This is a genomic window from Ktedonobacter sp. SOSP1-52 (assembly GCF_016587395.1).
The window spans coordinates 877,908-901,690 of record NZ_BNJH01000003.1; the positions used below are offsets into that span (position 1 = coordinate 877,908).

Annotated in this window: 17 protein-coding genes, 1 tRNA gene and 1 pseudogene; 10 read left to right on the plus strand and 9 right to left on the minus strand. The window is 53.2% G+C overall.

The window, feature by feature from the left end; genetic code table 11:
* Window positions 1–35 precede the first annotated feature (35 nt).
* The 6 genes from JMJ16_RS29330 (at window position 36) to JMJ16_RS29355 (ending at window position 10,108) form a co-directional block, all read left to right on the plus strand.
* Window positions 36–479 carry a mersacidin/lichenicidin family type 2 lantibiotic gene (locus JMJ16_RS29330; RefSeq protein WP_201387373.1) on the plus strand — a complete coding sequence of 148 codons (444 nt, stop codon included), beginning with the start codon at window positions 36–38 and terminating at the stop codon, window positions 477–479.
* A gap of 400 nt (window positions 480–879) precedes the next feature.
* Window positions 880–1,191 (plus strand): mersacidin/lichenicidin family type 2 lantibiotic, encoded by a 312-nt coding sequence (locus JMJ16_RS29335; protein ID WP_236601735.1) that lies wholly within the window; start codon window positions 880–882, stop codon window positions 1,189–1,191.
* Window positions 1,192–1,620: 429 nt separating this feature from the next.
* Entirely contained in the window at window positions 1,621–4,914 is a 3,294-nt protein-coding gene (locus JMJ16_RS29340) for a type 2 lanthipeptide synthetase LanM family protein (protein WP_201387375.1), read from the plus strand.
* A gap of 502 nt (window positions 4,915–5,416) precedes the next feature.
* Entirely contained in the window at window positions 5,417–5,737 is a 321-nt protein-coding gene (locus JMJ16_RS29345) for a mersacidin/lichenicidin family type 2 lantibiotic (RefSeq protein ID WP_201387377.1), read from the plus strand.
* Between the two features lie 291 nt (window positions 5,738–6,028).
* Window positions 6,029–9,310, plus strand: a complete 3,282-nt coding sequence (locus tag JMJ16_RS29350) for a type 2 lanthipeptide synthetase LanM family protein (protein ID WP_201387379.1) — start codon at window positions 6,029–6,031, stop codon at window positions 9,308–9,310.
* Window positions 9,311–9,592: 282 nt separating this feature from the next.
* Complete coding sequence (locus JMJ16_RS29355) at window positions 9,593–10,108, plus strand: CHAP domain-containing protein (protein ID WP_201387381.1); 516 nt, start codon at window positions 9,593–9,595, stop codon at window positions 10,106–10,108.
* 308 nt (window positions 10,109–10,416) lie between these two features.
* On the opposite strand, the gene JMJ16_RS29360 is transcribed toward JMJ16_RS29355, so the two are convergent.
* On the minus strand, window positions 10,417–11,562 hold the full coding sequence (locus JMJ16_RS29360) for an RNA-guided endonuclease TnpB family protein (protein ID WP_201387384.1): 1,146 nt from the start codon (window positions 11,560–11,562) through the stop codon (window positions 10,417–10,419).
* A 258-nt stretch (window positions 11,563–11,820) separates the two neighbouring features.
* Here JMJ16_RS29360 and JMJ16_RS29365 point away from each other — a divergent pair, with 258 nt between their 5' ends.
* Window positions 11,821–12,918: an acyl-CoA dehydrogenase family protein gene (locus tag JMJ16_RS29365; RefSeq protein WP_201387385.1), complete on the plus strand. Its 1,098-nt coding sequence runs from the start codon at window positions 11,821–11,823 to the stop codon at window positions 12,916–12,918.
* Between the two features lie 6 nt (window positions 12,919–12,924).
* Window positions 12,925–14,106 (plus strand): acyl-CoA dehydrogenase family protein, encoded by a 1,182-nt coding sequence (locus JMJ16_RS29370; RefSeq protein WP_201387387.1) that lies wholly within the window; start codon window positions 12,925–12,927, stop codon window positions 14,104–14,106.
* 163 nt (window positions 14,107–14,269) lie between these two features.
* Here the strand turns inward: JMJ16_RS29370 and JMJ16_RS29375 are convergent, their stop codons facing one another.
* On the minus strand, window positions 14,270–14,662 hold the full coding sequence (locus tag JMJ16_RS29375) for a hypothetical protein (protein ID WP_201387389.1): 393 nt from the start codon (window positions 14,660–14,662) through the stop codon (window positions 14,270–14,272).
* Window positions 14,663–15,032: 370 nt separating this feature from the next.
* Here JMJ16_RS29375 and JMJ16_RS29380 point away from each other — a divergent pair.
* Window positions 15,033–15,104 (plus strand) — tRNA-Val (locus tag JMJ16_RS29380).
* A gap of 262 nt (window positions 15,105–15,366) precedes the next feature.
* Window positions 15,367–15,903, plus strand: a complete 537-nt coding sequence (locus JMJ16_RS29385) for a hypothetical protein (RefSeq protein ID WP_201387391.1) — start codon at window positions 15,367–15,369, stop codon at window positions 15,901–15,903.
* A gap of 40 nt (window positions 15,904–15,943) precedes the next feature.
* Here JMJ16_RS29385 and JMJ16_RS29390 read toward each other — a convergent pair whose 3' ends face one another.
* The 7 genes and pseudogenes from JMJ16_RS29390 to nrfD form a co-directional block, all read right to left on the minus strand.
* Window positions 15,944–17,092 (minus strand): RNA-guided endonuclease TnpB family protein, encoded by a 1,149-nt coding sequence (locus JMJ16_RS29390; RefSeq protein WP_201387393.1) that lies wholly within the window; start codon window positions 17,090–17,092, stop codon window positions 15,944–15,946.
* A 119-nt stretch (window positions 17,093–17,211) separates the two neighbouring features.
* Window positions 17,212–18,519 carry a cell wall metabolism sensor histidine kinase WalK gene (locus tag JMJ16_RS29395; protein ID WP_201387396.1) on the minus strand — a complete coding sequence of 436 codons (1,308 nt, stop codon included), beginning with the start codon at window positions 18,517–18,519 and terminating at the stop codon, window positions 17,212–17,214.
* A 30-nt stretch (window positions 18,520–18,549) separates the two neighbouring features.
* Window positions 18,550–18,615 (minus strand): annotated as a pseudogene (locus tag JMJ16_RS57320) (hypothetical protein); the annotation flags it as partial.
* Window positions 18,606–19,049: a hypothetical protein gene (locus JMJ16_RS29400; protein WP_201387397.1), complete on the minus strand. Its 444-nt coding sequence runs from the start codon at window positions 19,047–19,049 to the stop codon at window positions 18,606–18,608. The pseudogene JMJ16_RS57320 and the gene JMJ16_RS29400, both read right to left, overlap by 10 nt.
* Before the next feature lie 30 nt (window positions 19,050–19,079).
* Window positions 19,080–19,454: a hypothetical protein gene (locus tag JMJ16_RS29405; RefSeq protein WP_201371544.1), complete on the minus strand. Its 375-nt coding sequence runs from the start codon at window positions 19,452–19,454 to the stop codon at window positions 19,080–19,082.
* Window positions 19,455–19,845: 391 nt separating this feature from the next.
* Complete coding sequence (locus JMJ16_RS29410; protein ID WP_201387399.1) at window positions 19,846–22,527, minus strand: CDC48 family AAA ATPase; 2,682 nt, start codon at window positions 22,525–22,527, stop codon at window positions 19,846–19,848.
* 215 nt (window positions 22,528–22,742) lie between these two features.
* Window positions 22,743–23,780 (minus strand): NrfD/PsrC family molybdoenzyme membrane anchor subunit, encoded by a 1,038-nt coding sequence (gene nrfD / locus JMJ16_RS29415; protein ID WP_201387401.1) that lies wholly within the window; start codon window positions 23,778–23,780, stop codon window positions 22,743–22,745.
* Between the last annotated feature and the right edge of the window lie 3 nt (window positions 23,781–23,783).

The following is a 23,783-nucleotide window of genomic DNA, read 5'->3' on the forward strand; positions in this document are numbered from 1 at the left end:
ATTCAGGTTGAAAAAGAGAAAGGAACAATACACTTATGCAGTATGATATGACACGTGCATGGAAAGACGAGGAGTATCGCGAGAGCCTGAGCCAGGAGCAGCAGGCGCAGCTGGAGAGCCCTGCGGGCGAGGCTGAGCTGAACGAGGCTGAACTGGAGCAGGTTACTGGGACCGGTGGCGAAGTTGGTGGCTATGGTGGCGTCAGTAAGATTAATGAAAAGTACGGCTTCGGTGCCTTTGGCGTTGTCGGGAACTCCTACTACTGTGGCAACTTCTCGATTCGCCCCAGAACCAATCTGAATCTCGGTGAGGACAACAGGCATGGTGGCCTCCTAGGAGATCTTACAAGTAGCAAGGGAGGTGGTCTCATTTCTGTTGATTTAACGAAAAATGTTAATGCTCGGAACAACCGCTTTGACTTTTCGTGCAGTATCTCCGCTGGCCTGGCTGGTGGTGCTTGTATCTTTGGCGGAAAATAAAGAACACTATAATTGAGCCATTACAGATGGCGAGAAGTAACAGGAGAGCCAAGGTGTCTGCCTTGGCTCTCTTATTGTTTGAAAAGCTACCATAAAAATATGAAACCTATGATTACTTCTGGAAAACCACGTGACCCTGGTGCTGCTCCTATCTCTACTCTCTACCTGCTATAATTCATATTTATATTTTATTTATAATTATATTTGATTTCGCTTTTCAAGTATGATGGTGTTAGGTGCTTTGTGAAGAATATAAATGGTTGAGCGTTATGAGAATGACTACAACCTTTTATTATTGAGTTGGAAGGGGTGAAAGTGGGATGGGCTTCGATGAGGCAATCTCTGCACTCGCCGACGGGCACCGTAACGTTCAGGTTGAAAGAGAGAGGAGCATAAAGTTATGCAATTTGATATAACGCGTGCGTGGAAAGACGAGGAGTATCGTGAGAGCCTGGAGCAGCAGGTAGAAAGTCCCGTGGGTGCGGTCGAGCTGAGCGAGAGCGAACTGGAGCTGATAAACGGTACTGGTGCCGGTGGCGTCGGCAAAGGCGGTGGTGTCACTAAGTCCGACTCTAGCGCTGTTGGTATCAAAAATAACTCCTACTTCTGCCACAATTTCTCGTACCACCCCACAACCAATGTGAATCTTGGTGAGAATAATAATCGTGGCGGCCTCCTCGGGCTCTTACAGATGGTATTACTGTTGCTTTAGTGGGGTCTAATCGTACTCAGACCACCACGTTTGACTTTTCGTGCAGTATCTCCAGTGGTCTGGCTGGTGGCGTTTGCATCTTCGCACCAGGAAACTAAAGAGCGCGCATGTGTTGGGCTATCTGAGGCGAGAGAAAAAGAAGAGAGCCAGGGCAGCTGCCCTGGCTCTCTTCTTTTTCTCTCGATTTATAACAGCTTGCTTGTATTATCTTGTAGATATATGTTTCACCTGATAAATATAATATGAATAGAGATCCTTGAGGAGAATAATATGTGGAAAGTTGAGAACGGCTTCTGTATGTTATAGGTACACCAATGGATTATATCTATAGCATACTTTCCCAGGTGATGCACTATGAGAAAGGCTGCACCATGTTATTTTCTCCCTCATTGCTAACCCCCCACTAGTGTTTCTGAGGAAAACATACCTATGAGCATAAAAGAAGTTAATGCCTTCTCAAGCACAACTACGCTTGAGAAGCAATCTTATACACAGGTAAGCGCGAACTGGTATCGCGCCTTAACGCTTGTCGAGCGGGCGGCTTTGTTTTCTCGCGCTAATACTGCCTCACCTTTTCCCGTTCAGGAAGTGAGCGAAGCCGCTAAACGACGCCTAGCACGCTGGAAGGAACAGCGCCCCTTTAAAGATGAACACTATTTTGCGCAACGCCTGGCAAAGGTTGGCTTAACAGATGAAGAGTTCCAGCAAGTGCTGAGCGCTTCTCCCGAGTCTCTAAAAGAGCGTGCTGGCAGCGTCCCTGAATGGCTCCAGATCCTGCTGTCCGTCTTTCAAGACGAACAGGCTCCTGAGGAGGCAGTGCTCAAGCTTCTGGAGCAGAACCAGGCTACATCCCGTTCGTTTATTTCCACACTTCAGCCTTTGCTGGTATACACCTGGAGACGTTTGAACGAGGGCGTGGAGCGTATCGCGGAAAAATATGCGGTGTTGCCATTTGAGCGTGAGCAGATAGTCGCGTCGCTCTTTTCACTCTTACCAAACTTCCTCTTGAACAAGTCAGGCCGGACCTTTATTCTTGAGCTAAACGTCGCGCGTGTGGAAGGACGTTTACAAGGAGAGACGCCAGCTGAACGCTTTCAAAGCTTCTTGCAACAACTCAGCTCAAAGCAAAATATTTTAGCTTTTCTGGAAGAATATGCCGTACTGGCCCGTTTGCTTGTTGAGGGTATCGAAAGCTGGCTCGAGGTTCATCTCGAAATCCTGGAGCGACTCTGCCGAGATTGGAAGGAGATCCGCGCGACCTTCTGTCCTGATCTGGACCCCGGCATGCTGATTGAGATACAGGGCGGCCAGGGCGATACCCATCGTGGTGGCCAGAGCGTTGCTATTCTCCAATGGAGTTCTGGCTTCCGCTTAGTGTATAAGCCACGCTCGTTGTCTACAGATGTCCATTTTCAAGAATTGCTGCTCTGGTTGAACGAGCATGGTTTTCAGCCCGCATTTCGCCCTTTTACGCTTCTCAACCGGGAGAAGTATGGCTGGGTAGAGTTTATTCCCAATGCTCCCTGCCAATCGAAAGATGAGCTTGAGCGCTTCTATCAGCGTCAGGGCGGATTTCTGGCGCTCCTCTATGCCTTACAGGCGGCGGATTTTCACGCTGAAAACCTTATCGCCAGTGGTGAGCATCCCTTCTTGATCGATCTAGAGGTGTTATTCCTGCCTCTCGCGAGGGATCCAGCACAACCTGAAGATAGTCAAGAAGCGCCAGGTATCGAAGGACCACCGCGCACCGTCCTGAATATAGGACTCCTGCCCAGTCGTATCTGGTCGGGTGAGAATAGTGACGGCGTCGATATCAGTGCAGTTGGTGGTCGACCCGGCCAGCTCTCGCCAGCTCCCGTACCAACCTTGCAGGGAGATGGTACTGACGAGATGAGTATCAAGCGCGAGCGTATTGAAATGGCATTGGGTCAGAACCTCCCGACATTGCAGGGGCAGTTTGTAGATCCCTTTGACTATGCCGAATGTATCGTGACGGGTTTTACCAATGTGTATCGCCTGTTGCTTACCCAACGCGAGGATCTCTTGACACGAATGATCCCGCGCTTCGCTCAGGATGAGGTACGCTGCCTGGTCCGTCACACTCAGCTCTACGGTACCCTGCTGGAGCACAGCTACCACCCCAATGTGTTGCGTGATGCGCTGGACCGCGATCGTTTATTCGATCGCTTATGGTTTAACGTCGACGCACTTCCGCCGCTCTTAAGCGTGATCAACTCCGAGGCGGCTGATATGTGGGCCGGAGATATTCCTTTCTTCTATTCCCGTGCCTCCACGCGTGATCTCATGAGTTATCGTGGTGAGCGTATTCCCAATTTCTTTGTTGAGTCCGGGTTGGACCTGGTGCGACGAGAGATTTCGCGTCTGAATGAACGAGACCTGGCGCTGCAAAGCTGGTTGATCCGCTCATCATTTATCTACCTGGTGAAAGGGTCCGATAGGAGCCTCTACCCTTCATTGCAGCTAGATCCTACACCTAAACCTTTCTCACGCGAGGGAGCTCTGGAAGGCGCTCTGGCAGTAGGAGAACGCCTGCACGAACTAATGCTAGAGAATGGTGACTTTGTTGACTGGATGGGGGTTTCGATTTTTGACCAGGAGTCATGGGGTTTAGGCCCTGCCGGTGCCGATTTGTACGCTGGTAATGCTGGTATCATCTTTTTCCTGGCTTACCTGGGTGCACTCACAGGGAGAGAGAAATATAGTACCATTGCCAGGCGGGCGCTCAAGATGCTTCGTGGTCAGGTAGAGTTTCACAGGAAGGTGGTTGGTGTCTTTAATATTGGCGTGTATAACGGCCTATCATCGTATGTCTACCTCCTCTCACATCTGGGCATGCTATGGAATGAACCTGCGCTCTTCTCGGAGGCCGAAGAGTGTGTGCGCGCCATTGTTGAGCAGGTGCCCACAGATGAAATGCTTGATGTGGTCGCGGGTTCAGCCAGCGCTATCGCGGCTTTCCTGAGTCTCTACCGTATTCATCCGTCGCAGACAACTCTGGATGCCGCTATTGCATGTGGCGAACACCTGCTGGCAAAGAAAGTGCAGCTAGAGGTGGGTATTGGTTGGATCACCAAGACCGAGGATGCACCGCTGGCTGGTTTAGGTCATGGTAGTGCCGGTATTGCCCTCGATTTGCTCCGCCTCGCCGATATCAGCGGCGATGAGCGCTTCCGCGAAGCCGCCTTACAGGCTTTTGCGTTTGAGCGACATGTCTTCTCGCCAGAGCATAACAACTGGCCCGATTTACGTGCGGCATCAGCGGAAGATGAGGGGAAAAAGTATATCATGGCTGCCTGGTGCCATGGGGCGGCTGGTATTGCCCTGGCTCGCCTGGGGTGTCTGCGCTACATTGATGACGAAGCCATTCGTGCGGAGATTGAGGCGGGTCTGAAGGCGACAATGATGCGAGGCTTTGGGAACAGTCATTCGCTCTGTCATGGCGATATGGCAAGCCTGGATACATTGCTTACCGCCGCGCTTGTGCTCAATGATCCACAATATCAGGAAAAGGTTGAGCATGCCGCTCCGATTCTCCTGGAGAGTATTCAACGCCAGGGCTGGGTAAGTGGTGCCCCGATGGGTATGGAGACCACAGGCTTGATGTTGGGTATTACCGGTGCTGGATATACCTGGTTGCGCCTGGCTTTCCCCAATATGATGCCCTCAGTACTGCTGCTGGACCCACCTATCCAGAACAACTAAAGTTTCAGCTCAAGTGTACATAATAGCAAGGCTTGACGGATACCAGATGGTGTCCGTCAAGCCTTTTTAATTAGCACATGATAGCGGCTCTCCTATCCTTCTTTTCAAGACCAAATGTTGGAACTAATGAGGACGATTGCCCTGATTTTAGTGATTTCGCTGGGAAGATAACCCCGAATTACATTCTTCACTCAGGATATATACCCAGGATTTGCGCTTTTTAAAAATTTCCAAAAATAGGCTTCCCTTAGCTTTAGGAGCTTATTTAGATAGGCTCATGTGATATACATGTATACCTGTCATTTATCCGAATATCATTTTGTGTCGATCGTATGATGGTAATAGATTGCTCGAAGGGAAAAAAGAAATGAAACAATTCCGAAAGGCAATTGCCTGTTTTCACAATGAAAGTGCGGAGTTGTCCAATGCGAAAAGCAAATGTATCTTTCATCCGAGTGGGCAATTATAAGATTAAATTGTAGCAGTAAAGGAAATAATGAATATGCAGTATGATATCGTTCGCGCTTGGAAAGATGAGGAGTACCGTCAGAGCCTGGGCCAGGAGACACTCGCTGAGAATCCTGCTGGCGTTGTGGAACTGAGCGATGAGTCCCTGGAGCTCGTCAGTGGCGGTTGTCATCATGCCTGGCATCGTGGTGGCCGCGATGGTGACGAGAATACCATCCAGGAAAACAACGTACATGTCTCGTACATCTACAACAATAATGGCGGCTTGATTGGTAGCGTAGTTAATGTCAACGTTTGTGCCTACTCGATCAACGTCCTGGCTTCCGGTTGCAACAATACCAACAACAACAGCTAATTTCTGTGACACAAGCAAACTATACGCTTTTCTCGGAAGAGGGCTGGGGGTCATCCCTTGGCCCTCTTCCACTGTTTTTCTTGAGTGCCTGATTATTGTGTCGCTTGTGCTGAAAGGTTTTGCTTCATAAATATAATTTCATTAGATAGGGAAAAGGCAGTAAAAGCGATAATTAGCACGAATCGGGACAAAGCTAGCATATTATGCAGAGTGTGAACCTGTACAGCTGTCGATGAGGGCCACCCCTACTATGTTTTTGAATATGAACTAGTGATTCAAGGGATTATATAGATGAACGTGAGAGATATGGCTCAGACCTCGGAGAAGCCAGGAGATAAGCCGGTGAGCGCAAACTGGTATCGTGCATTAACGCTTTCCGAGCGTATTGCTTCTATCCCCCATAGCCAGGCGACAAATTCAACGTCCACGATAAGTGACAATGCTCGTCAGGGCCTTGCACGTTGGAAAGAACAACGGCCTTTTAATGAGGGCGATTATTTTCGTCAGCGTCTAGAGATGGCGGGGCTGACGGAGGCAGATCTGCTCTACTTGCTCAACGAACCTGTCGAGGAACTGCAGGTGCGTGTGGGGGCAACGCCTGACTGGCTACGCACACTACTCGCTGTTTTTTGCGGATCCTCAGCCCCTGATGCCTCCGTGCTGAAGATAATCGATGGCGAGCAACATATTCTATCGCGCTCATTTCTGGCGGCGTTGCAGCCCCTGCTGGTCTATAGTTATCAGCGCCTGCAGGCCGGGGTAGATCAACTGGCGGAATCACACCCAACGCTACCCTTTGAGCGTGAGCAGGTGACGGCCTCACTGTTTAAACTGCTGCCAGAGGAGCTACTCAGTAAGTCGACGAAGACTTTTATCCTGGAATTGAATGCGGCACGTGTGCATGGGCTACTACAGGGGGAGACGCCAGAGGAACGCTTCCAGAGCTTTCTTCAGCGTTTACGCAGCCAGAAGCACATTCTGGCCTTTCTAGAGGAATATGCGGTCCTGGCACGCCTGCTGGTCGAAACCTGTGAACGCTGGGTTAATACGCAGTTAGAACTGTTGCAGCGCCTGTGTCTTGATTGGGAGTCGCTGAAGACCCTCTTTGCTCCTGGTAGTGATTCTGGGGCGCTGGTCGAGGTGCAGACGGGAAAAGGTGACACCCATCGTGGTGGCCGTAGTGTCGCGGTGCTCCGCTGGAGCTCTGGTCTGCACGTGGTCTATAAACCACGCTCGCTTGCCACGGATCGTCATTTCTCGGCCCTGCTGAACTGGCTGAACGCGAAGGGTTTCGAGCCGGAGTTTCGCACACTGAAGATGTTGGAGCGCGAAACATATGGCTGGGTGGAGTTTATTGAGCCGTCGACCTGTCACTCAGTTGAAGAGGTTGAGCGTTTCTACCAGCGCGAGGGTGGCTACCTGGCGATTCTCTATGCCTTGCATGCGGGCGATTTCCACGCTGAGAATCTGATTGCCTGTGGCGAGCATCCCTTCCTGGTCGACCTTGAGGTGCTCTTCCTGCCACGTTTAAAGGCTCTCCCACGCCCACCTGAGAGCGAAGAGCAGGACCTATTGTTTGATGGGCCTCCTCATACAGTCCTGAATGTGGGCATGCTCCCCAATCGTATCTGGTCGGATGGCGAGAACGCGGGGATCGATATTAGCGCTGTGGGTGGTTGTCCGGGTCAGCTCGCTCCGACACTGGTTTCTGTTGTCCAGGGAGCTGGCACTGATGAGATGCGCGTCGAGCACCAGCAAATGAGCCTGAGCTTAGGCCAGAATCTGCCCACGCTGCAGGGTGGTGAGGTTGATATTGCTTCCTACAGTGAGCATTTCGTCACCGGCTTTGCCACTGTCTATCGCCTGTTGATGATGCATCGCGAAGAGTTCCTGAAGAGCCAGGTAGCGCGTTTTGCTGAGATCGAGGTCCGCTGTCTCCCGCGTAATACACAGCTCTACGATCTGATTCTGGAGCATAGCTATCATCCGAACATGTTGCGCGAGGCGCTGGAGCGCGATCGCCTCTTCGATCGCCTCTGGTTTAATATTGATAATCTGCCTCAACTCAAGCCACTCCTGAATTTAGAGATTGCAGATCTCTGGGCTGGCGATATTCCTTTCTTCTATACCTATGCATCATCACGAGACTTGATTAATGGGCATGGTATCCATGTTCCGGACTTTTTTGCGAGTTCGGGTCTGGAACTGGTGCAGGCGTTTGTCGAGCAATTGAATGAGGAAGACCTGGAGCGCCAATCCTGGATTGCGCGCGCATCGTTTGTGAATCTGGACCTCCCCAGCGGGCGCAAGCTCTATCCCTCGCTCAGGTATGAGCCAACGACCACGCCGTTCTCGCGTGAGCGCGTGCTGGACGCTGCACTTGCTGCTGGAGACCGCTTGCTGGAATTGCGGCTAGAGAATGGCGAGTTCCTTGACTGGCTGAGCATTACCTCGCGTGGGCCAGGACGCTGGGGTCTCCACCCCTCTGATCCCGATTTATATAATGGGGTAGCTGGCATTGTTTTCTTCCTGGCGTATCTCGGCGCGCTGACCAGAGAAGAGAAATACACCTCGGTTGCCAGGCACGCCTTAAGAATGCTCCACCGTCAGATGAAGTACAGGCGCGAATCGGGCCGCCCTTTTACCATAGGTGGCTATAACGGTGATAGCTCGTATATCTACCTGCTATCGCATCTAGGGACTCTCTGGAACGATCCTACGCTGTTTCTGGAGGCTGAGGAGTACATAGGGCCGTTGGTACGGTCTGTGGCGCATGATGAGATGTTTGATGTGATGGCCGGAGCGGCTGGAGCCCTCGCTGCCTTGCTTAACCTCTACCAGGTGCATCCATCTGAGGCCACGCTGGATGCCGCGATCAAGTGCGGTAAGCGCTTGCTGGAGAAAAAGACGCCACAAGAGGTTGGGATTGGCTGGATCGCTTCGGTGGAGACTGTGGCCCTGACGGGAATGGCGCATGGTACTGCTGGGATTGCGCTCAATTTGCTGCGCCTGGCTAGTGTAAGTGGCGATCAGCGTTTTCACGAGGCCGCGATGCAGGCCTTTGCGTATGAGCGCCACCTCTTCTCGCCGGAGGCAAACAACTGGCCAGATCTGCGTTCGGGAGATGAGTCACAGGACGAAAACAAGAAGTATAGAATGTCTGCCTGGTGCCATGGAGCGGCGGGCATTCTCCTGGCGCGTTTAGGCTGCTTGCGCTTTGTCGATGATGCAGCCATTCGGCAAGAGATCGAGGTTGGCATTGAGACAACCTTTGCCAAGGGCCTGGGTAGTAGCCACTCTCTCTGTCATGGCGATTTCGGCAATATAGACATTCTGCTGACCGCGGCTCAGATGCTGGAGCGGCCGGAGCTGCTTGAGCGCATCGAGCGAGCCATGCCCAAGCTGTTAGATACAATTGATCGGCAGGGCTGGGTTAGTGGTGCCCCTATGGGTCTAGAGACGCCAGGTCTAATGCTGGGTCTCTCAGGGACTGGCTACGCGCTCCTCCGCTTAGCGTTTATGCATCACGTGCCTTCTGTATTGTGCCTGGAACCACCCATCAGCGTGAAATAGCAAATGTTGTAGAACTCCGTGGGCCTATGGTAGGTGTAATCCCTCGCGCCTGTGGCGCTCAACTTAGTTAGTAGCGTAAGGGGCCTGGACAACCTATGGTTGCCCAGGCCCCTTACGCTACTAACTAAGAATAGGTATGTATGTGTTTTTTCGCATTGGTATAGTATGTGTAGGCGCGCTTTTTTCCTGTGCCGTTGTTTATGGGCCAGGCTGTGAAGGGCCTAGAGAGGAAGAGTGCGCGACGAGGAGATTATACTATTTGAACTATTAGAAGAGGAAACAATGCGAACGCATCAAAAGATCTGGAATGTATTCCGGAGAAGCAATGGGGTAAGGGGTGTGGTGTGGAGATGTGCGGCGGTAGCGTTGGTGATGTTCACTATCGTTGCAGCATTGAGCGTGAGCATTCATGGATTTCAAGCCCCTGGTGTGGCACATGCGGATGATGCTGTATATGAGAATGTCTATCCCTACGGGGAATGCACATGGTACGCGAATGAGCGCTATCATGATTTGCATGGCTACTATGTGCCCTGGACGTATGGGAATGCCAGTGAGTGGGTTGATCGTGCCGCCGATTATGGTTGGATTGTATCGAGCCAGCCAGTACTCCACTCGATTATGGTATTGCAAGTCGGCGTCCAGGGCGCTACTGGCTATGGACATGTAGGTGTGGTTGAGGCGATAGAGAGTGATGGAGCCGTGGTCATGAGCGCCATGAACGCGGGTGGCGGACCTGGTGAAGTGACACATAATGAGTATTATCCAGGTCCAGGAGTCTCGTTTATCTGGGGGTAGTGTCCTGTTATGCAGATGATGCCCAGTTTTTGCTGAGCTGTTGCCACGATTGACTCCTGATTGTACCTGATTGTAAAATAATTGGCCCGGCGCAAGGCTTGAAAGCACCAACTGGTGCTTTCAAACCTTTTTTATGCGTATTTTGGTTGCATTCAGGAGAAAATATCGCATAAAATGAGAAGAGATGAAACGGCATGTATTCTTAAGTAGGCTGTCCATCCCGTGGAGGGGTTCAGTGAATACATTCAGTGTCGAACGGCGAAAGGATGTCGTTGGTCAGATACCCTGCCTTAAGGCGGGGCTTGTCCCTAACCCACAAAGGGTTGAGACGAGAGGCCGTCTGACAACGACCCACTAGCCAAAGATATACCAAGGCTAGCAAGGTGCTTGTTGCGAATGTTATATGCCGCATTGAGGTCGGCATTGAGACAATATCCGCAATTCTTGCACAAAAAGAGTGATTGAGATTTTCGATTGGAGCGGTGCTGATGCCCACACTGAGAACAGGTTTGCGAGGTATGACGTGGGTCGATCTTGACCACCTGCATCCCGCGTTCCTGAGCTTTGTAAGACAAGAAGGTATGAAATTGAGCGAACGACCAGCTATGCAGGCGTCGGCTCGTTTCCGTTTTCTTCCTGATCTTGCTCGTGCTGCGAATGTGGGTCAGGTTCTCAATCACGAGCGTACTGCCAGGGGTGGCATGTTCAACAATGCGTTTGGAGAGGACATGATCGCAGTCCCGGTGAAATCGCAAAGAGCGGCCAGACAGCTTCTTGAGGTGTCGTTTCGCACTTTTTGTTCCTTTGGACTGCAGTTTGCGACGGATACGGAAACGGCGGCGCTCCACTTCTTTCCAGTGGCAAGAGCCAAGGAAGTGACGGTTGGATGTCACAGCCGGGCGGTTAAGTCCCAGGTCAACCCCAATCACTTCATCGCTTTGAGGGACATCGGGCTCAGGGACACTTACCACGACATGCAACCCGTAACGCCCATTGCGGATACACAGATCTGCCGTTGTTACCTGATAGCCTGCGTACTTACTGCTATAGAGTGGCACTTGAAAGGGAACAAGAATACGCCCTTCAACAGTGGAGAGGCAGACTTCCTGTGTCTGCCAGTTGAGGACAGAGGTCCGCTCATTGTAGCGAATAGGGCACTGCCTGGATTGGGGTTGCCCTGCCTTGCGCCCTTTGGCCTTTCGGTCAAAGGTCGATTTCAAGGCTTCCGTGGCTTTGATGCGTGCCTGAATGAGCACATTGGCGTTCAAACGAGGATACGTCTCACGCAACTTATAGTAGGTCGCGTGATGAAGCCGAACACCGTTCTTCTCGCTGTGTTGCCATCCATAGGCGCACACAGCATTGAAGACTTGCGTGAATTGTCGGGTGGTCTCGTCAAGCAACTGTTTCTGCTCGTGAGTCGGCTTGAGTTGTATCCGTATTGTTCTATCCATACGCACAAGTATAGCATATATGCTTAGTTTTTGCAAGAAAGGAGCGGCATATTCCACCCCCTCTGTCTTTTCTACACATTTTACAAAGCGAATCCGCCACATGGCTGAAGAAGTTGCCCGGGAACGAAGAGTTGACAAATACGGCCTTGAAATCTCAGGCTTGTCAGTCCGCATCTGATGGGGCCTCTTCTTTGTCTATGTTAAATGGGTATAAAAGATAGTTCTTTGGATAGGGGTCGCCGCATGCCGATTTGAAAGATGCTCAATTTTTCTCCCTCTGAAGAGCAGGAAGAGGTACGCCGCCTGGCCTCAAGCCTGGCTATTGATTTACTGCGTCCCCAGGCTCGAGCCGCGGAAAAACAGGGCGATATTTCTCAAGATGTCATGCGCACGTTCGCGCAAACCGGGCTTACGCTCCCCTTTGCTGAAGAATATGGAGGCGCTGGCCCCATCGAGGCCGCTACCTATGCCCTGGTGGCTGAGGAATTGGGATATGGGGATGGAGGCCAGGCCTTATCTATCCTCGGCTCGCTGATGGGGCCACTCTGTGTTGAATTGGCGGGGAATGTGTCACAGAAAGAAGCCTATCTTCCAGATTTTGGTGATGCCCAACGCGGGTATCTGGAGCGTGGTTGTCTGGGTATAGCCGAGCCTACAGGGGGCTATGAGCTTCGCAATGTGCAGACGATACTCAAGCGTCAGGGCAATCACTATCTTCTCTCTGGCACGAAACGCGACGTCCTTCATGCAGAGCAGGCACGACTACGTGTCGTGCTAGCGCGGGTAGAGGGTATACAGACTTATGATGGTCTGTGTGCTGTGCTTCTGCCAGAGCAAGCGGTGGGCATGGAGGTGCGCTCCGAGAAGCAGAAGCTAGGATTGCAGGCTGCTCCCAGTGCCACTTTCCGCCTGGAGAACGTGGTTTTACCAGAGGGGGCCTTGCTTGGAGAGCCAGGTTCGCCTGCTATATTGCGTGCGGCCTCGCTGTATTTGCTCCTGCGGGCTGGCGTGGCATGTGGAATGACACGCGCGGCGCTTGAGTATGCCAGTCGCTATGCCGAGGAGCGGATCGCCTTTGGACGCCCCATCGTCTCATACCAGGGTATTGCCTTTATGCTGGCCGAGATGGCGATGAAGCTGGACGCGGTACGGCTCTTTCTCTGGCAGGCGGCGACGCAGTGGGATCAGGGGCAGGATATAGTCGCGATTGTTCGTAATATCGAGGCCGTACAGAAGCAGGCTATCAAGCTGGCACAATCAGCGACGATTGACGCGGTACAGGTTATGGGTGGCGCTGGCTTTCTACAGGATCACCCCGTTGAGATGTGGATGCGCAACGCCGCATCGATGGAGTAGAAGCGCATGCTAGATTTTCGCTTAAGCGCAAAGCAGCAGGAATATCGCGAGTTCGCACATCAGATCGCGCTAGAAGAGATGCGCCCGATCTCATTGGAGTGTGATCGCACCGAGCAGATTCCCGAGTCGTTTTTCTGGCAGATGCAGAAGCGTTTCCGTGGTGGCGTTGAGGGGCAGGCGCGACAGTTCCGCCAGCCGGGAGAGCGCCAGGAGGCAATCCTGGCGATGCTGGCGCACGAGGAGATGGCCTGGGGTGATGCCGCCCTTGCCACCGCTATGCCTGGACCGGGCCTGGCCGCCCCCCCTATCCTTGCCCAGGGTTCGCCAGAGCAGCAAGAGAAATTTTTACGTATCTACAGAGATGACCAGCTACACTGGGGCGCCCTGGCGCTGACGGAACCCGGGATTGGTTCAGATGTCGCTGGGATGGCGACCACGGCCAGGTTAGAGGGCGAAGAGTGGGTCATTGATGGGCACAAGCACTATATCACCAATGGGGCCAGGGCCGACCTCATTATTACCTTTGCGACCATAGACAAGAGTATGGGGCGCGCGGGTATTCGCCCCTTTGTCGTTCCCAAAGGAACGCCAGGACTGATTATTGGTCGTATTGAAGAGAAGATGGGGTTGCGCGCCTCACAAACGACCGAGTTAATCTTTGAGAACTGCCGTATTCCTAAAGACCACTTGTTAGCCGGACGCGAGGCGGGCGCGAAGGGTGGTTTTAAGGCTGCTATGGGGACGCTGGACGCCACACGCCCCATGGTCGGAGCGCTCGCGGTTGGTATCTGCCGGGCTGCGTACGAGGGCGCGCAAGCCTGGTACCAGCACGAGTTACCGGCAGGATATGCTCCATATCAGCGACGCGAGATCGCTGAGAAGTTAGAGGAGCTGCGGCAGGAGATCCAGATGGCTCGGCTGCTTGTGTGGCGTGCGGCCTGGATGGCTGATCAGCGTATTCCTAATTCAAAAGAGGCGTCGATGTGTAAGGCATACGCGGGCCAGCTGGTTATGAAGGTAACCGCTGAGGCTGTGCGTCTTTCGTCGCCTGGAGAGATGACGGAGACAAAGCAGTTTATGCATAAGTGGTTCCGTGATGCCAAAGTGTTTGACATCTTTGAGGGAACCGCGCAAATTCAGCGCCTGGTGATTGCGCGGCGCCTGTTCCCAAAGGTCAGCATCCCTTGATGGGCCGCTCATTCGAGTAGAGCTACTCACATGGTTTTCTTCAGGCTTGATAGTTTGTGCCTGCGGCACTTGAAGATATCAGAGTGGCGTATGGGCCGTGGTCCATACGCCACTCTGATATCTTCTTCTTAAGGCGAGCTGAGATGAAGGAAAGAGGAATGGCTTAACGACTATAATTGCCCGCTTGCGTAAAAAATATTCTGCGGAAGCCAAGGAAAATGACAATTGCAATCGTCAATTCAATCACAGCCATGCCAATCCAGAGCCAGATGAGATTGAGTCCATGAGGCCCCGTTGGCGAGGACGGATCGATGGCTTGCCAGATGAGCGGGGCGAGAATGCCGATCGGGATAATGAACAAGAGTATGCAGCACGCGGCGACAAAGCCTGGCAAGAGGATGCGCCAGAGTCCCGAATCCTGCAAATTCTCGGTCTTGGCGGTTCCATAGGCCTTGCGAGGCTCATTCCCGGCGATTTCTGGCGTCGATGAAACCTTTTGTTGCTCTTTAGCTGGCTCCATTGCCACTTTATTTGTGGTTGAGGTCTTTTCTTCCATAGATGATATCTCCAAAGAACAAGAAATTACTTCTGCCCCTCAGTATATCATACAAAAGCACCAGGCTCAGCCACCGTGGCGTACGGATTAGATATGCCGTTGGACGAAACGTTCGAGCTGGCGACGAACAACAAGGATCAATGCAGGCACAAGTATTGTACTGATCAGCCATTTGCTCACTCCTCGCCCGGCGGACATGCGTGACATAAACGGCCCCCTCTGCTTATGTGGTCATAAGATTAGCTCTCTCTTTTGAGCATAGGTGCCTCCACAAGCTGAGGCAATTGGGGAGCGTGAGGGTGGTAAATTGAAGACAAAAATTGCTTGACAAATAGCTGCATAGATGTTACTATGACGACGTCAGCAGTTAGGGCGCTTAGCTCAGCGGGAGAGCGCTTCGTTCACACCGAAGAGGTCACTGGTTCGATCCCAGTAGCGCCCATTTTTAAATCCCCTTCCGCAACTAATTTACCTCTTCTTCTCTTGCTTGCTCTTCTTTGCGTGGTTACGCTCTCCCACATTTTCCCTAACAATGTTTTTACCTCTTTTTGTGAGCTATATTCTTGTTTTCCTATCCTTTTTGGGCTGTTGCAATTGCTTCCCTCAAATTTATAGCTTATAATAATAGATACACACTACTGGTTTCGGCGGGTTCTTGTCTTCATACGAGGACTTTCTGACCGTGTTTTGGGCGAGGGTATGCTATGCCAGCATTAGCAGTTATGCTTATGAATGTCCTGCACCTCCAGGTGGTATATCCGCTGGGAGCCGTCCTGCTTGTCGTCTTCTGGATAATCTCTTTCCGCTTAGCACATCTCCTGGTGCTTTTACTTCGGCGGGAGCCCGTGATTGGGTGGGCAATCGGACCACTTGGCGTCTCCTTTATGGTCTTGCACAAGCCTTCCGTGTTCTTCACCTGGTTAAACGCGCTTGTCCCGGCGCTGGTCTCTGGAAGTGTGCTCTACATTGGCTTCTTTACCCCTCTCAGTCCGTTTATTGTACCTCACCATCCTCTGTTTATCGGACTGGTGGTCTGTTGCGGCGTGCTTGTTAGTAGCACGAGCGATGTTGTGCTTGCCTTGCGCGATTTGCTCTATCCACTTTGGGGCGAAGCACGTATTCTGCGCAATATCCAGATCTTACGGTCCACCTGGGCCAGCATTCATTTCACACCCTATGGTCACTCGTATGTCAATGACCACTTTGGCTCGTCTCCCGCTGATTTATTGAAAGCTTTTTAGTCAATAACCCCATACATGTATGCAAGGGCTTGCCCACATCCTAGGACTGGGCTTCAGGGCTGATTGACAGCAGCCCACTACCCCGAAAGGCAGTAAAGCGGTTGCGAATGTTTACCGCCGCATTCACATCAGCATGGTCCGTGTGGCCACAGTGAGGGCAGGAGAAGGCATGACGTTTGCGCATCCCACGCAAGCCACAACGAGAACAATTCTTACTCGTGTAGGCAGGGTTCACCTGGGTGACGGTCAGTCCACATTCCTGGGCTTTGTTCTCCACACAGGTGCGAATGAGGCGCCGTTGCCACAGCGACATTCGACGTCGAAGTGCCTTGCCTTTGAGCTTGTTCTTCTCTGGTTGAGGCATATGCAAGTCCTCAAAGACGAGCACGGCATTCTCAGGGGCAAAGGCTATCAGTTGCCTGGCTGTTTGTTGGGCAAAGGTGCGGGTACGATTGCGTTGTGTGCGACCTAACCGTTTGAGAAGACGCCGAATACTGCGTGTATCCTTCTTCTCTGCCTTACGGGTCGCATGTTTGCGCTGGAGGCGAGCGCGAGTCTTAGCGGTACGTCGATTCTTGACTTTGACGTCTTTCCCACTCACAAAGAGGGTGCGCCCATCGGGGTCAACGGCGACAAGGGCATTGGTTTCATTAAGGTCAATGCCTACCGGGAGAATCCCTTGAGGCTCTGGGGCGTCAAGGGTAAGCGTCACACGCCCAATGAGCTTGCCATTGCGCTTGATAACGATGAGGCTATCAATCTCAATGGCTTTCATAAAGGTCGTCTCAAAGTCTTGAGGGAGCGTATACGTGAGGTGTTTCCGTCCTGCTACCGTCCAGAGAGAGAGGGTGCCATCTTTGCGAAAGTCAGCGTCACGCCCACGCTTTCCGACCAGGAACAACGCACGAGCCTTCTTGAAGAGAAAGGGGCGTTGTGCAGGTTTCTTGTTGGATTTGGCGCTGGCATAGGCGGCGGAGACAAGACGAATAGCAGAGATCGTCATTTGTGCCGAGAGCGAACCTTTCACCTGATGGTAACACGCCCGTTGCAACGCGAGAGCACCAAGAGGTTTCCCACCATTGAAACACGGTTCAGAGAGGGCTTGTTGCACCTCCCGAAACACATCAATAGTGTGCTCAAGGTCGCTGTCAGGCTCGATGACAATGGGAACGGTTCTTTGTATCTGCATACACCCATTTTACCACTAAACGGTAGTAGTGTCCAATTGTGCCTGTGGCATTCGCGGCAATTTCTCCCTACGGCTCAAGCCGAGGGCTCCCTTGCCGCAATTCTGGTGAGGGTAGTGGTTTATTGGTTTGCGAGCACGCCAACGAGAAGAGTGGGCCTCAAGTCCATACCAGCATGGACCCTACGCTCTCTAGTGGTTGCGCAGTTCATGTGAAGCCGTGCGCGCGGTTGGTGGCAGGGTAAAGTAGAAGGTTGTGCCAATGTGTTGATTATTCGTAAACCAGATACGCCCCCATGACGCGTAATAATTTCCTTGGTTACAAAGAGACCCAGCCCAATGCCCGAATATTGTTGGGTTGAGGTGTTGTGGACGCGGTAGAAGCGTTCGAAGATGTGGTCATAGTGCTCGAGACTAACCCCAATACCCTCATCAATGATACTCACCAGGAACTCCCCTTGCTGTCTTTGCAGGCGTACGGTAACCTTTCCTCCATTGGGGGAGTACTTGATCGCGTTATCCAGAATATTGCCAATGACCTGTCCAATCCGCTTGCGGTCAGCAATGATACGTGTATCACGTGTCTGAATGTCCAGGTAGAGTGTATGTTGCTCGGCGCTATCCTGGATAGTACGGACATATTCATTGAGCAGGTCGGTCAGGTAAAACTCTTCGTATTGTAGTTGTAGCTGGCCCCATTGAAGTTGTGAGAGATCCAGCAGATCATTGACCAGGCGTTCCAGGTGCTCTGTCTGGCTCTGAATGATGTTCAGGCTGCGCAAGTCATAGCTCTCAGGTGGCTCGGGTGTGGGCAGAGGATTGAGTTGTGGGGGCGTGCCACGTAGCTTGCGCAGGCGTCGTTCAACGCGTCGTACCAGGTGTTGCGTATAGCCTTTGATCGCTGTTAGCGGGGTGCGTAGCTCATGTGAGACGACGGAGACAAACTCATCTTTCAGGCGTTCAACCTGTTTCATCGAGGTCACATCGTTGAGCACGGCCACAATCCCTATCGGAGGAGAAGTAACATCATCTGCGGCATAGAGTGGTGCGGCGCTCACATGGAGCGTCAATGGTACGGTTTCGTCACCTTCGCCAATAAAGAGTTCTTGATTCGTCACCGTTTTCCCTTGCAGGGCTTCTTGAGCGGTATCTGCCAGGCGTTCGAGCCAGGGAACGGCGTTTTCTTTAGCCAGTTCGTGCAAGGGGATGTTGAGTTGAAAATGGACATTCGCCTGCCCAAGCATATGCCTGGCGGACTGATTGAGGGAGGTAACCGCCCCTTCTGCATCGGTGATCAGCAGGCCTTCAGCCATACTGCGAATTACCAGTTCCAGGCGCTGGCGCTCAAGCTCTGCCTGTCGCCAGAGTGCATTCTCCCGTTCGCGTAGACGCACATTCTCCAGTGCGATAGCGGCATAATCGGCGATCATCGCGGTAAGCTGGAGCAGGTTGGTGTCGAAGGCGCCGGGCTGTTCATCAAAGAGGCTAAGTAGTCCGATGATGTGGCTTTCGACCGTTAAAGGGATGTTGAGGCAAGAGCCGACGGTCTCTCCTGAGCTGCCTTTTCGCGCACGAGGTTGTGCCAGTTCATCGGGGCATCCAGGTAGGCGGTTGCCGCGAGCTGTTTCTCATCGATGTGGGGAAAATCCATGACATGAGCAGCGCTGGTAATCCGGTGAATCATGGCTTCGAGCAAGGGTGTGCTCAAGGGATAGGATGGGATAATGAAGAGCTGGTTGGGAGGACCTTTGAGCAAGATACAGCAGGCAGTGAAACTATAGATCTCTTGTAGGGCCGCAAGCAGGGCACGGTGGACTTGAAAGCGATCAAACGCCGCAACGAAGCGCTTTCCGATAGTATTGAGATATACTATCTCTTCACGGATATGAACCAGGCGATCCGCGTTCTGTCCAGTGGAAGAGCGAATCGCGCCTGCCTGGGATTGCATTTCCGATTGCACGCTGCTCTCCATGCTCTTTCCTTGCTGCTACTAGAGTTGCCGTAGTTGCTGGGTTACTTCCTCGTGCAGGTGTGGCACAATAAGGTCTCCTGTCAATTCTCGTAAGCCAGCGAAGCATTCGTCAAGAAGGTCATTGAGACCGTTAACGAGCTCGGTTGGAGTGACGCCTGAGAGTTCTTCCTGGATGGCAGATGGATGAATATCGGTATAAGGCCGTTTAATAAGGCACCCAAGGAAGGGATGTTTATCCATAACTCTTTTGGCAGCTCCCTGAACCAGCACGCGCGTGGTCGCTCTCCCCAGATAGGGATAGACCCGCTTGTCAATCAGGCTGATGGCCTTCAGGAATGCCTCAGTAATTTGCTCACGAGAGATGGAAGAGGAGTTGTCAGGTAAGTATGACACTGTTCGCTCCCTTCACCTGTTGAAAAAAAACGCTCTCCTTTTTTATTATAGCATAGTTGCCTATATATTGTAAGTGTATGGTACTTACAATGCTTGAGCCGCTTTCTGGCTTATACACAGCCTTTTAGTCTCTTCTGGCTTTTTTCAAATTATGCTATAGAAACATTGATAGATGCACAATGAAAAATGTTGAGATTATTCTTTTGATGAGGCTATAAATCCTACTGTTTTAATGTAATGTTAATGCAATTGGCGCACATGGCTTCTCGCGCCTGCGTCCCTCGCCCAGGTTAAAGAATGGAACGCGGGATGGCAGCCGGAGGCTGCCATCCCGCGTTCCATTCTTTAACCTGGGCGAAAGTTGTTCTGCTACATGCTTCTGGAAGCCTCGCTAGAAGAGTCCGGTGACGTGTAGTAGGAGTACGACGGCGACGATGACCAGGATGAGCAGAAGGGAGAGCACCCAGAAGATGGGGTTTCGCAGGGCTAGTAGGGATGTGCCTGCGCCTGATAGGGCTGGCAGGTTTGAGAGCTGGTCCTGGCCCGCGGCCATCTCAAGAAGGCGTTCGCGTCCCTTCTCAAGCTTGGTGTGTTTCTCCTCGGCCTCTTCCTGAACATCATAGCGATCGCGCTGCTCATCAATCGCGCGGGCAAAGTGCTCGGCGCGAATCTGGAACTGGGTAGTATCCTGGGTGGGAAGCAGGGCCACGCTAGTAGAGCTGGCAGAGGTTGCGTGTAGTGCATCTGTGACATCGGCCGTCGCCGTTGCTTGAGCTGGAACAGCCGCTGGTTGCAGCGTATTGAGTTGGGGCGTGATCCATTCGCGCAGGGCGAGGAGGGCCGCACGCCGACAGATGGCCTCGATATCCGCACCACTACGTCCATCGGTGAGACGCGCCAACTCTTCGCTGGTCACGTCAGAGGCAATGGGTCGACCGCGCAGATGCACATCAAAGATCATGCGACGCTCGTCTTCGTTGGGATAGCGCAGTTCAACGACCAGGTCAAAGCGTCCCGGGCGTAGGATCGCGGGATCGATGAGTTCCGGGCGGTTGGTTGCTGCCAGGACGATGACGCCTTCGCGTCCTTCAATACCATCCATTTCGGTGAGTAGCTGGGCGATCAGGCGGTCGCCGACGTTGCCATCCATGCCGCTGCCACGGCGGGGTGCGAGGGCATCGATCTCGTCGAAGAAGACCAGGCAGGGCGCGGCCTGTTTCGCGCGCCTGAAGACCTCGCGTACGCCTTTCTCCGATTCACCAACCCACTTCGAGAGCAGTTCTGGCCCCTTGATGGAGATAAAACTGGCCTCACATTGATTGGCAAGTGCCCGAGCGATCAAGGTTTTACCCGATCCAGGAGGGCCCGCGAGCAAGACGCCGCGTGGTGGCTCGACCTTGGCATTGGCATAGATGTCGGGATAGCGCAGGGGCCACTCGACCCCCTCGGTCAGGTTCTTTTTAATATCCTCCAGGCCACCGATATCATCCCATGATGTTTCGCTGACTTCGACATAGACCTCGCGCGTGGTCGAGGGTTCGATCTCGCGGAGCGCGGCCTGGAAGTCAGCCATGGTAATACTCATGTTGATCAGGGTCTCATAGGGAATATAGCCCCGCTGGTAATCGATATGTGGGAGCACACGTCGCAAGGCAATCATGGCGGCCTCGCGGCAGAGCGCCTCCAGGTCGGCACCTACAAAGCCCGGCGTCAGTTGTGCCAGGCGCGCAAAGTCGATGTCGTTGGCCATGGCGGCATCCCGGCTGTGGATGCTCAGGATCTCTGTGCGCCCGCGTACGTCGGGAACGCGCAGGGCGATCTCGCGGTCAAAACGACCAGGGCGGCGGATGGCGGGATCCAGGGCATTGGGCTGGTTGGTCGCGCCAATAAGCACGATCTGGCCGCGAGAGGCTAGACCATCCATCAGGGCCAACAACTGCCCCACGATGCGCCGTTCGACCTCGCCGCCGCTCTCGGCACGTTTAGGCGCCAGGGCATCAAGTTCATCGATGAAGATAATGCTGGGAGCCTGGCGCTGGGCCTCCTGGAAGACTGAACGCAGGCGCGATTCGCTCTCTCCATAGAACTTATTGATAATTTCAGGCCCATTAATGACGAAGAAGGCGGCATTGGTCTCGGCGGCGACGACACGCGCGATCAAGGTTTTGCCGGTTCCGGGAGGGCCATAGAGCAAGACACCCTTGGGAGGCTCGACACCAAGGCGATCAAAAACGGCAGGATACTTGAGGGGCAGCTCAATCATCTCGCGAATGCGCTGGAGCTCTTTGCCTAAGCCGCCAATATCCTCGTAACTGATAATCCCTGGACCATGATTGGTTGCGCCTCGTGACTGTGCTCGTACCAGTGTCCCCGGTTGGACCAGAACGGCCTCAACATCAGCTGTTGGCTGAGGTGGATCAATCGGGGGCAACTCGCTGGTGGTGCGTTTGCGCAGCGCATAGGCGGGTGTGGCTGGCGAGGTGTTGATAATCAGGAACTCGCGTGGCGAGGTTCCCGGCATGCCAATGCGCAGCAGATCGCCAATAGTGACAGGGAGTCCGACCAGGTAGCGGGCGATGTATTGCAGATCGCTCTCCTGGATTGGCGTTCCCGCGCTTAGTGGGAGGAGCGTGATCTTCTCCGCATCGCGTACTTTGGCCTTGCGAACCGTCACGCGCTCGCCCAGGCCAGAGGCGCTATTCTGTCGTACCTGGCTATCCATCTGGATGGTGGGCTGGCCGCGATCAGTGAGCGCGCTGGGGACGACCTTGGCCGCGGTCGTGCGTGACCCGGTAATCATCACGATATCGCCGGGTTTACAGCCCAGGCGCGCAATTTGCGATGGATCGATGCGTGCGACACCTCGCCCAACCTGGAGACCCTCAATCACTGTGAGCTGGAGCGCATCACTGCTCGCTTCAGTGACCTCTTGCGCATCAAGGGGCCGCGTTGTCCCGCGAGTAGTGGTTGCCTGTGCGGTTGTATGTTCTTGTTCTTTTGGAAGCTTGGTTGTTGTAGTGGTTTGGGGAGCACGATTCTGCTCAGTGCTGCCAGTGTCCTGTGACTCCGCCATAGAATATAAAGCCCTTTCTCAGCCACGAAAATACTCTTGCTTCGTAGACATTCAGATCTCTCTGTAGTAGCTTACGAAAGTGCGCGAAAAAAGTTGAATTGTTTTCTACCGTCTGGTACCAGGAAGGGCTACATAGACAAAATGGGGAGGAGAAGGAAAAGCCGCCAGGAGCGCGAAAGGAGACAGAATGGGCGCTCCTGGTTCTGCTTCCAGGGTCAGCGGCGCGCGTTCCAGAGAGTGGTGTGAGCATCGACGCTTGAGGTGCGTCCAGCCTCGACGATGGTGCGGCGCAGGAAATAGCCACCTATCAGCACGAGCAGCGAGATGAGTAGACCCTTGCCACCACGCGCCCGCGTGCGCCGTAGTTTCTTTCCACCCAGCAGCGTGAGCGATTGCAGAAGCCAGGGGAGCACCAGGCCACCACCTATCATAAAGCTCCAGAAATGCCGCCCTTGCTCTTGGGGACCAGTGCCGACGAGAGGGCGTGCGGCCCGACCAGAACCGCGTAAGAAGCTAAAGATCTCCAGAGCCTCCAGGCTCATAGCCACCCACTCAATCTTTTCCAGTTTATGCAGAGTCCGCGTAGGCGCGCCTATGACGCGCAAGATAAGCGAGATCAGGGCCGAACTGGTGGAGAGGGCGGAGGTGAGGAAGATTGCCCCCAGGCGCTTATCACGTGACCAGAGGGGAATGCTGGTAGCCGTAAGCAGGACGCCCGAGTAGCTTCCCAGGAAGAAGGCCAGAGCGATACCAGGAAGCGCGAGCAGCTTCTGGGGCAGGGCCGCGAGCGCACGCGCCCCCCACCACTTGCCAAGCAGGCCATCGCGTGCGGCCTGGATGGTCGCGGTTATACCGCTAAAGAGGGAGAAGCCAAGCAGGCACCAGGTCCCCATGGACATGGGTGACTTGACTTTGAAGACGCGCAGCATATGTAAGAAGCGCTCCGGGCGTCCCAGGTCTTTAATTAGAAGTGGTGGACAGGGCAGCAGGGCCAGCAGCGCGAGGTAGTAGCCTGTGCGTACCACCACGCGATCTTCTTTGCTACCAAAAAGCGCAGCGATGCTGGCGAGGGTATAGCAGCCAGCCGCGAGACCTCCAAAGAAGAAGTACCAGATAATCTCGGTACTCCAGAAGGATTTCGTGAGCACCGGATAGTCATAGTAGGTTGGTTCCTGGCTCTCTTTAACTGGATCAGGCTCATACCCGGTCGTCAGCGTGGCCAGGCGCTCGAAGAGCGTGTCTGTATCGTTCACTTT

Excerpts from the sequence above, each read along its gene's own strand:
- JMJ16_RS29390 (WP_201387393.1), bottom strand. The coding sequence starts at position 17,092 with ATGCAGATACAAAGAACCGTTCCCATTGTCATCGAGCCTGACAGCGAC.
- JMJ16_RS29345 (WP_201387377.1), top strand. The coding sequence starts at position 5,417 with ATGCAGTATGATATCGTTCGCGCTTGGAAAGATGAGGAGTACCGTCAG.
- JMJ16_RS29410 (WP_201387399.1), bottom strand. The coding sequence starts at position 22,527 with ATGGCGGAGTCACAGGACACTGGCAGCACTGAGCAGAATCGTGCTCCC.
- JMJ16_RS29350 (WP_201387379.1), top strand. The coding sequence starts at position 6,029 with ATGAACGTGAGAGATATGGCTCAGACCTCGGAGAAGCCAGGAGATAAG.
- JMJ16_RS29330 (WP_201387373.1), top strand. The coding sequence starts at position 36 with ATGCAGTATGATATGACACGTGCATGGAAAGACGAGGAGTATCGCGAG.
- JMJ16_RS29340 (WP_201387375.1), top strand. The coding sequence starts at position 1,621 with ATGAGCATAAAAGAAGTTAATGCCTTCTCAAGCACAACTACGCTTGAG.
- JMJ16_RS29360 (WP_201387384.1), bottom strand. The coding sequence starts at position 11,562 with ATGGATAGAACAATACGGATACAACTCAAGCCGACTCACGAGCAGAAA.
- JMJ16_RS29370 (WP_201387387.1), top strand. The coding sequence starts at position 12,925 with ATGCTAGATTTTCGCTTAAGCGCAAAGCAGCAGGAATATCGCGAGTTC.
- JMJ16_RS29335 (WP_236601735.1), top strand. The coding sequence starts at position 880 with ATGCAATTTGATATAACGCGTGCGTGGAAAGACGAGGAGTATCGTGAG.
- JMJ16_RS29365 (WP_201387385.1), top strand. The coding sequence starts at position 11,821 with ATGCTCAATTTTTCTCCCTCTGAAGAGCAGGAAGAGGTACGCCGCCTG.
- JMJ16_RS29395 (WP_201387396.1), bottom strand. The coding sequence starts at position 18,519 with ATGATCGCCGATTATGCCGCTATCGCACTGGAGAATGTGCGTCTACGC.
- JMJ16_RS29375 (WP_201387389.1), bottom strand. The coding sequence starts at position 14,662 with ATGGAAGAAAAGACCTCAACCACAAATAAAGTGGCAATGGAGCCAGCT.
- JMJ16_RS29385 (WP_201387391.1), top strand. The coding sequence starts at position 15,367 with ATGCCAGCATTAGCAGTTATGCTTATGAATGTCCTGCACCTCCAGGTG.
- JMJ16_RS29355 (WP_201387381.1), top strand. The coding sequence starts at position 9,593 with ATGCGAACGCATCAAAAGATCTGGAATGTATTCCGGAGAAGCAATGGG.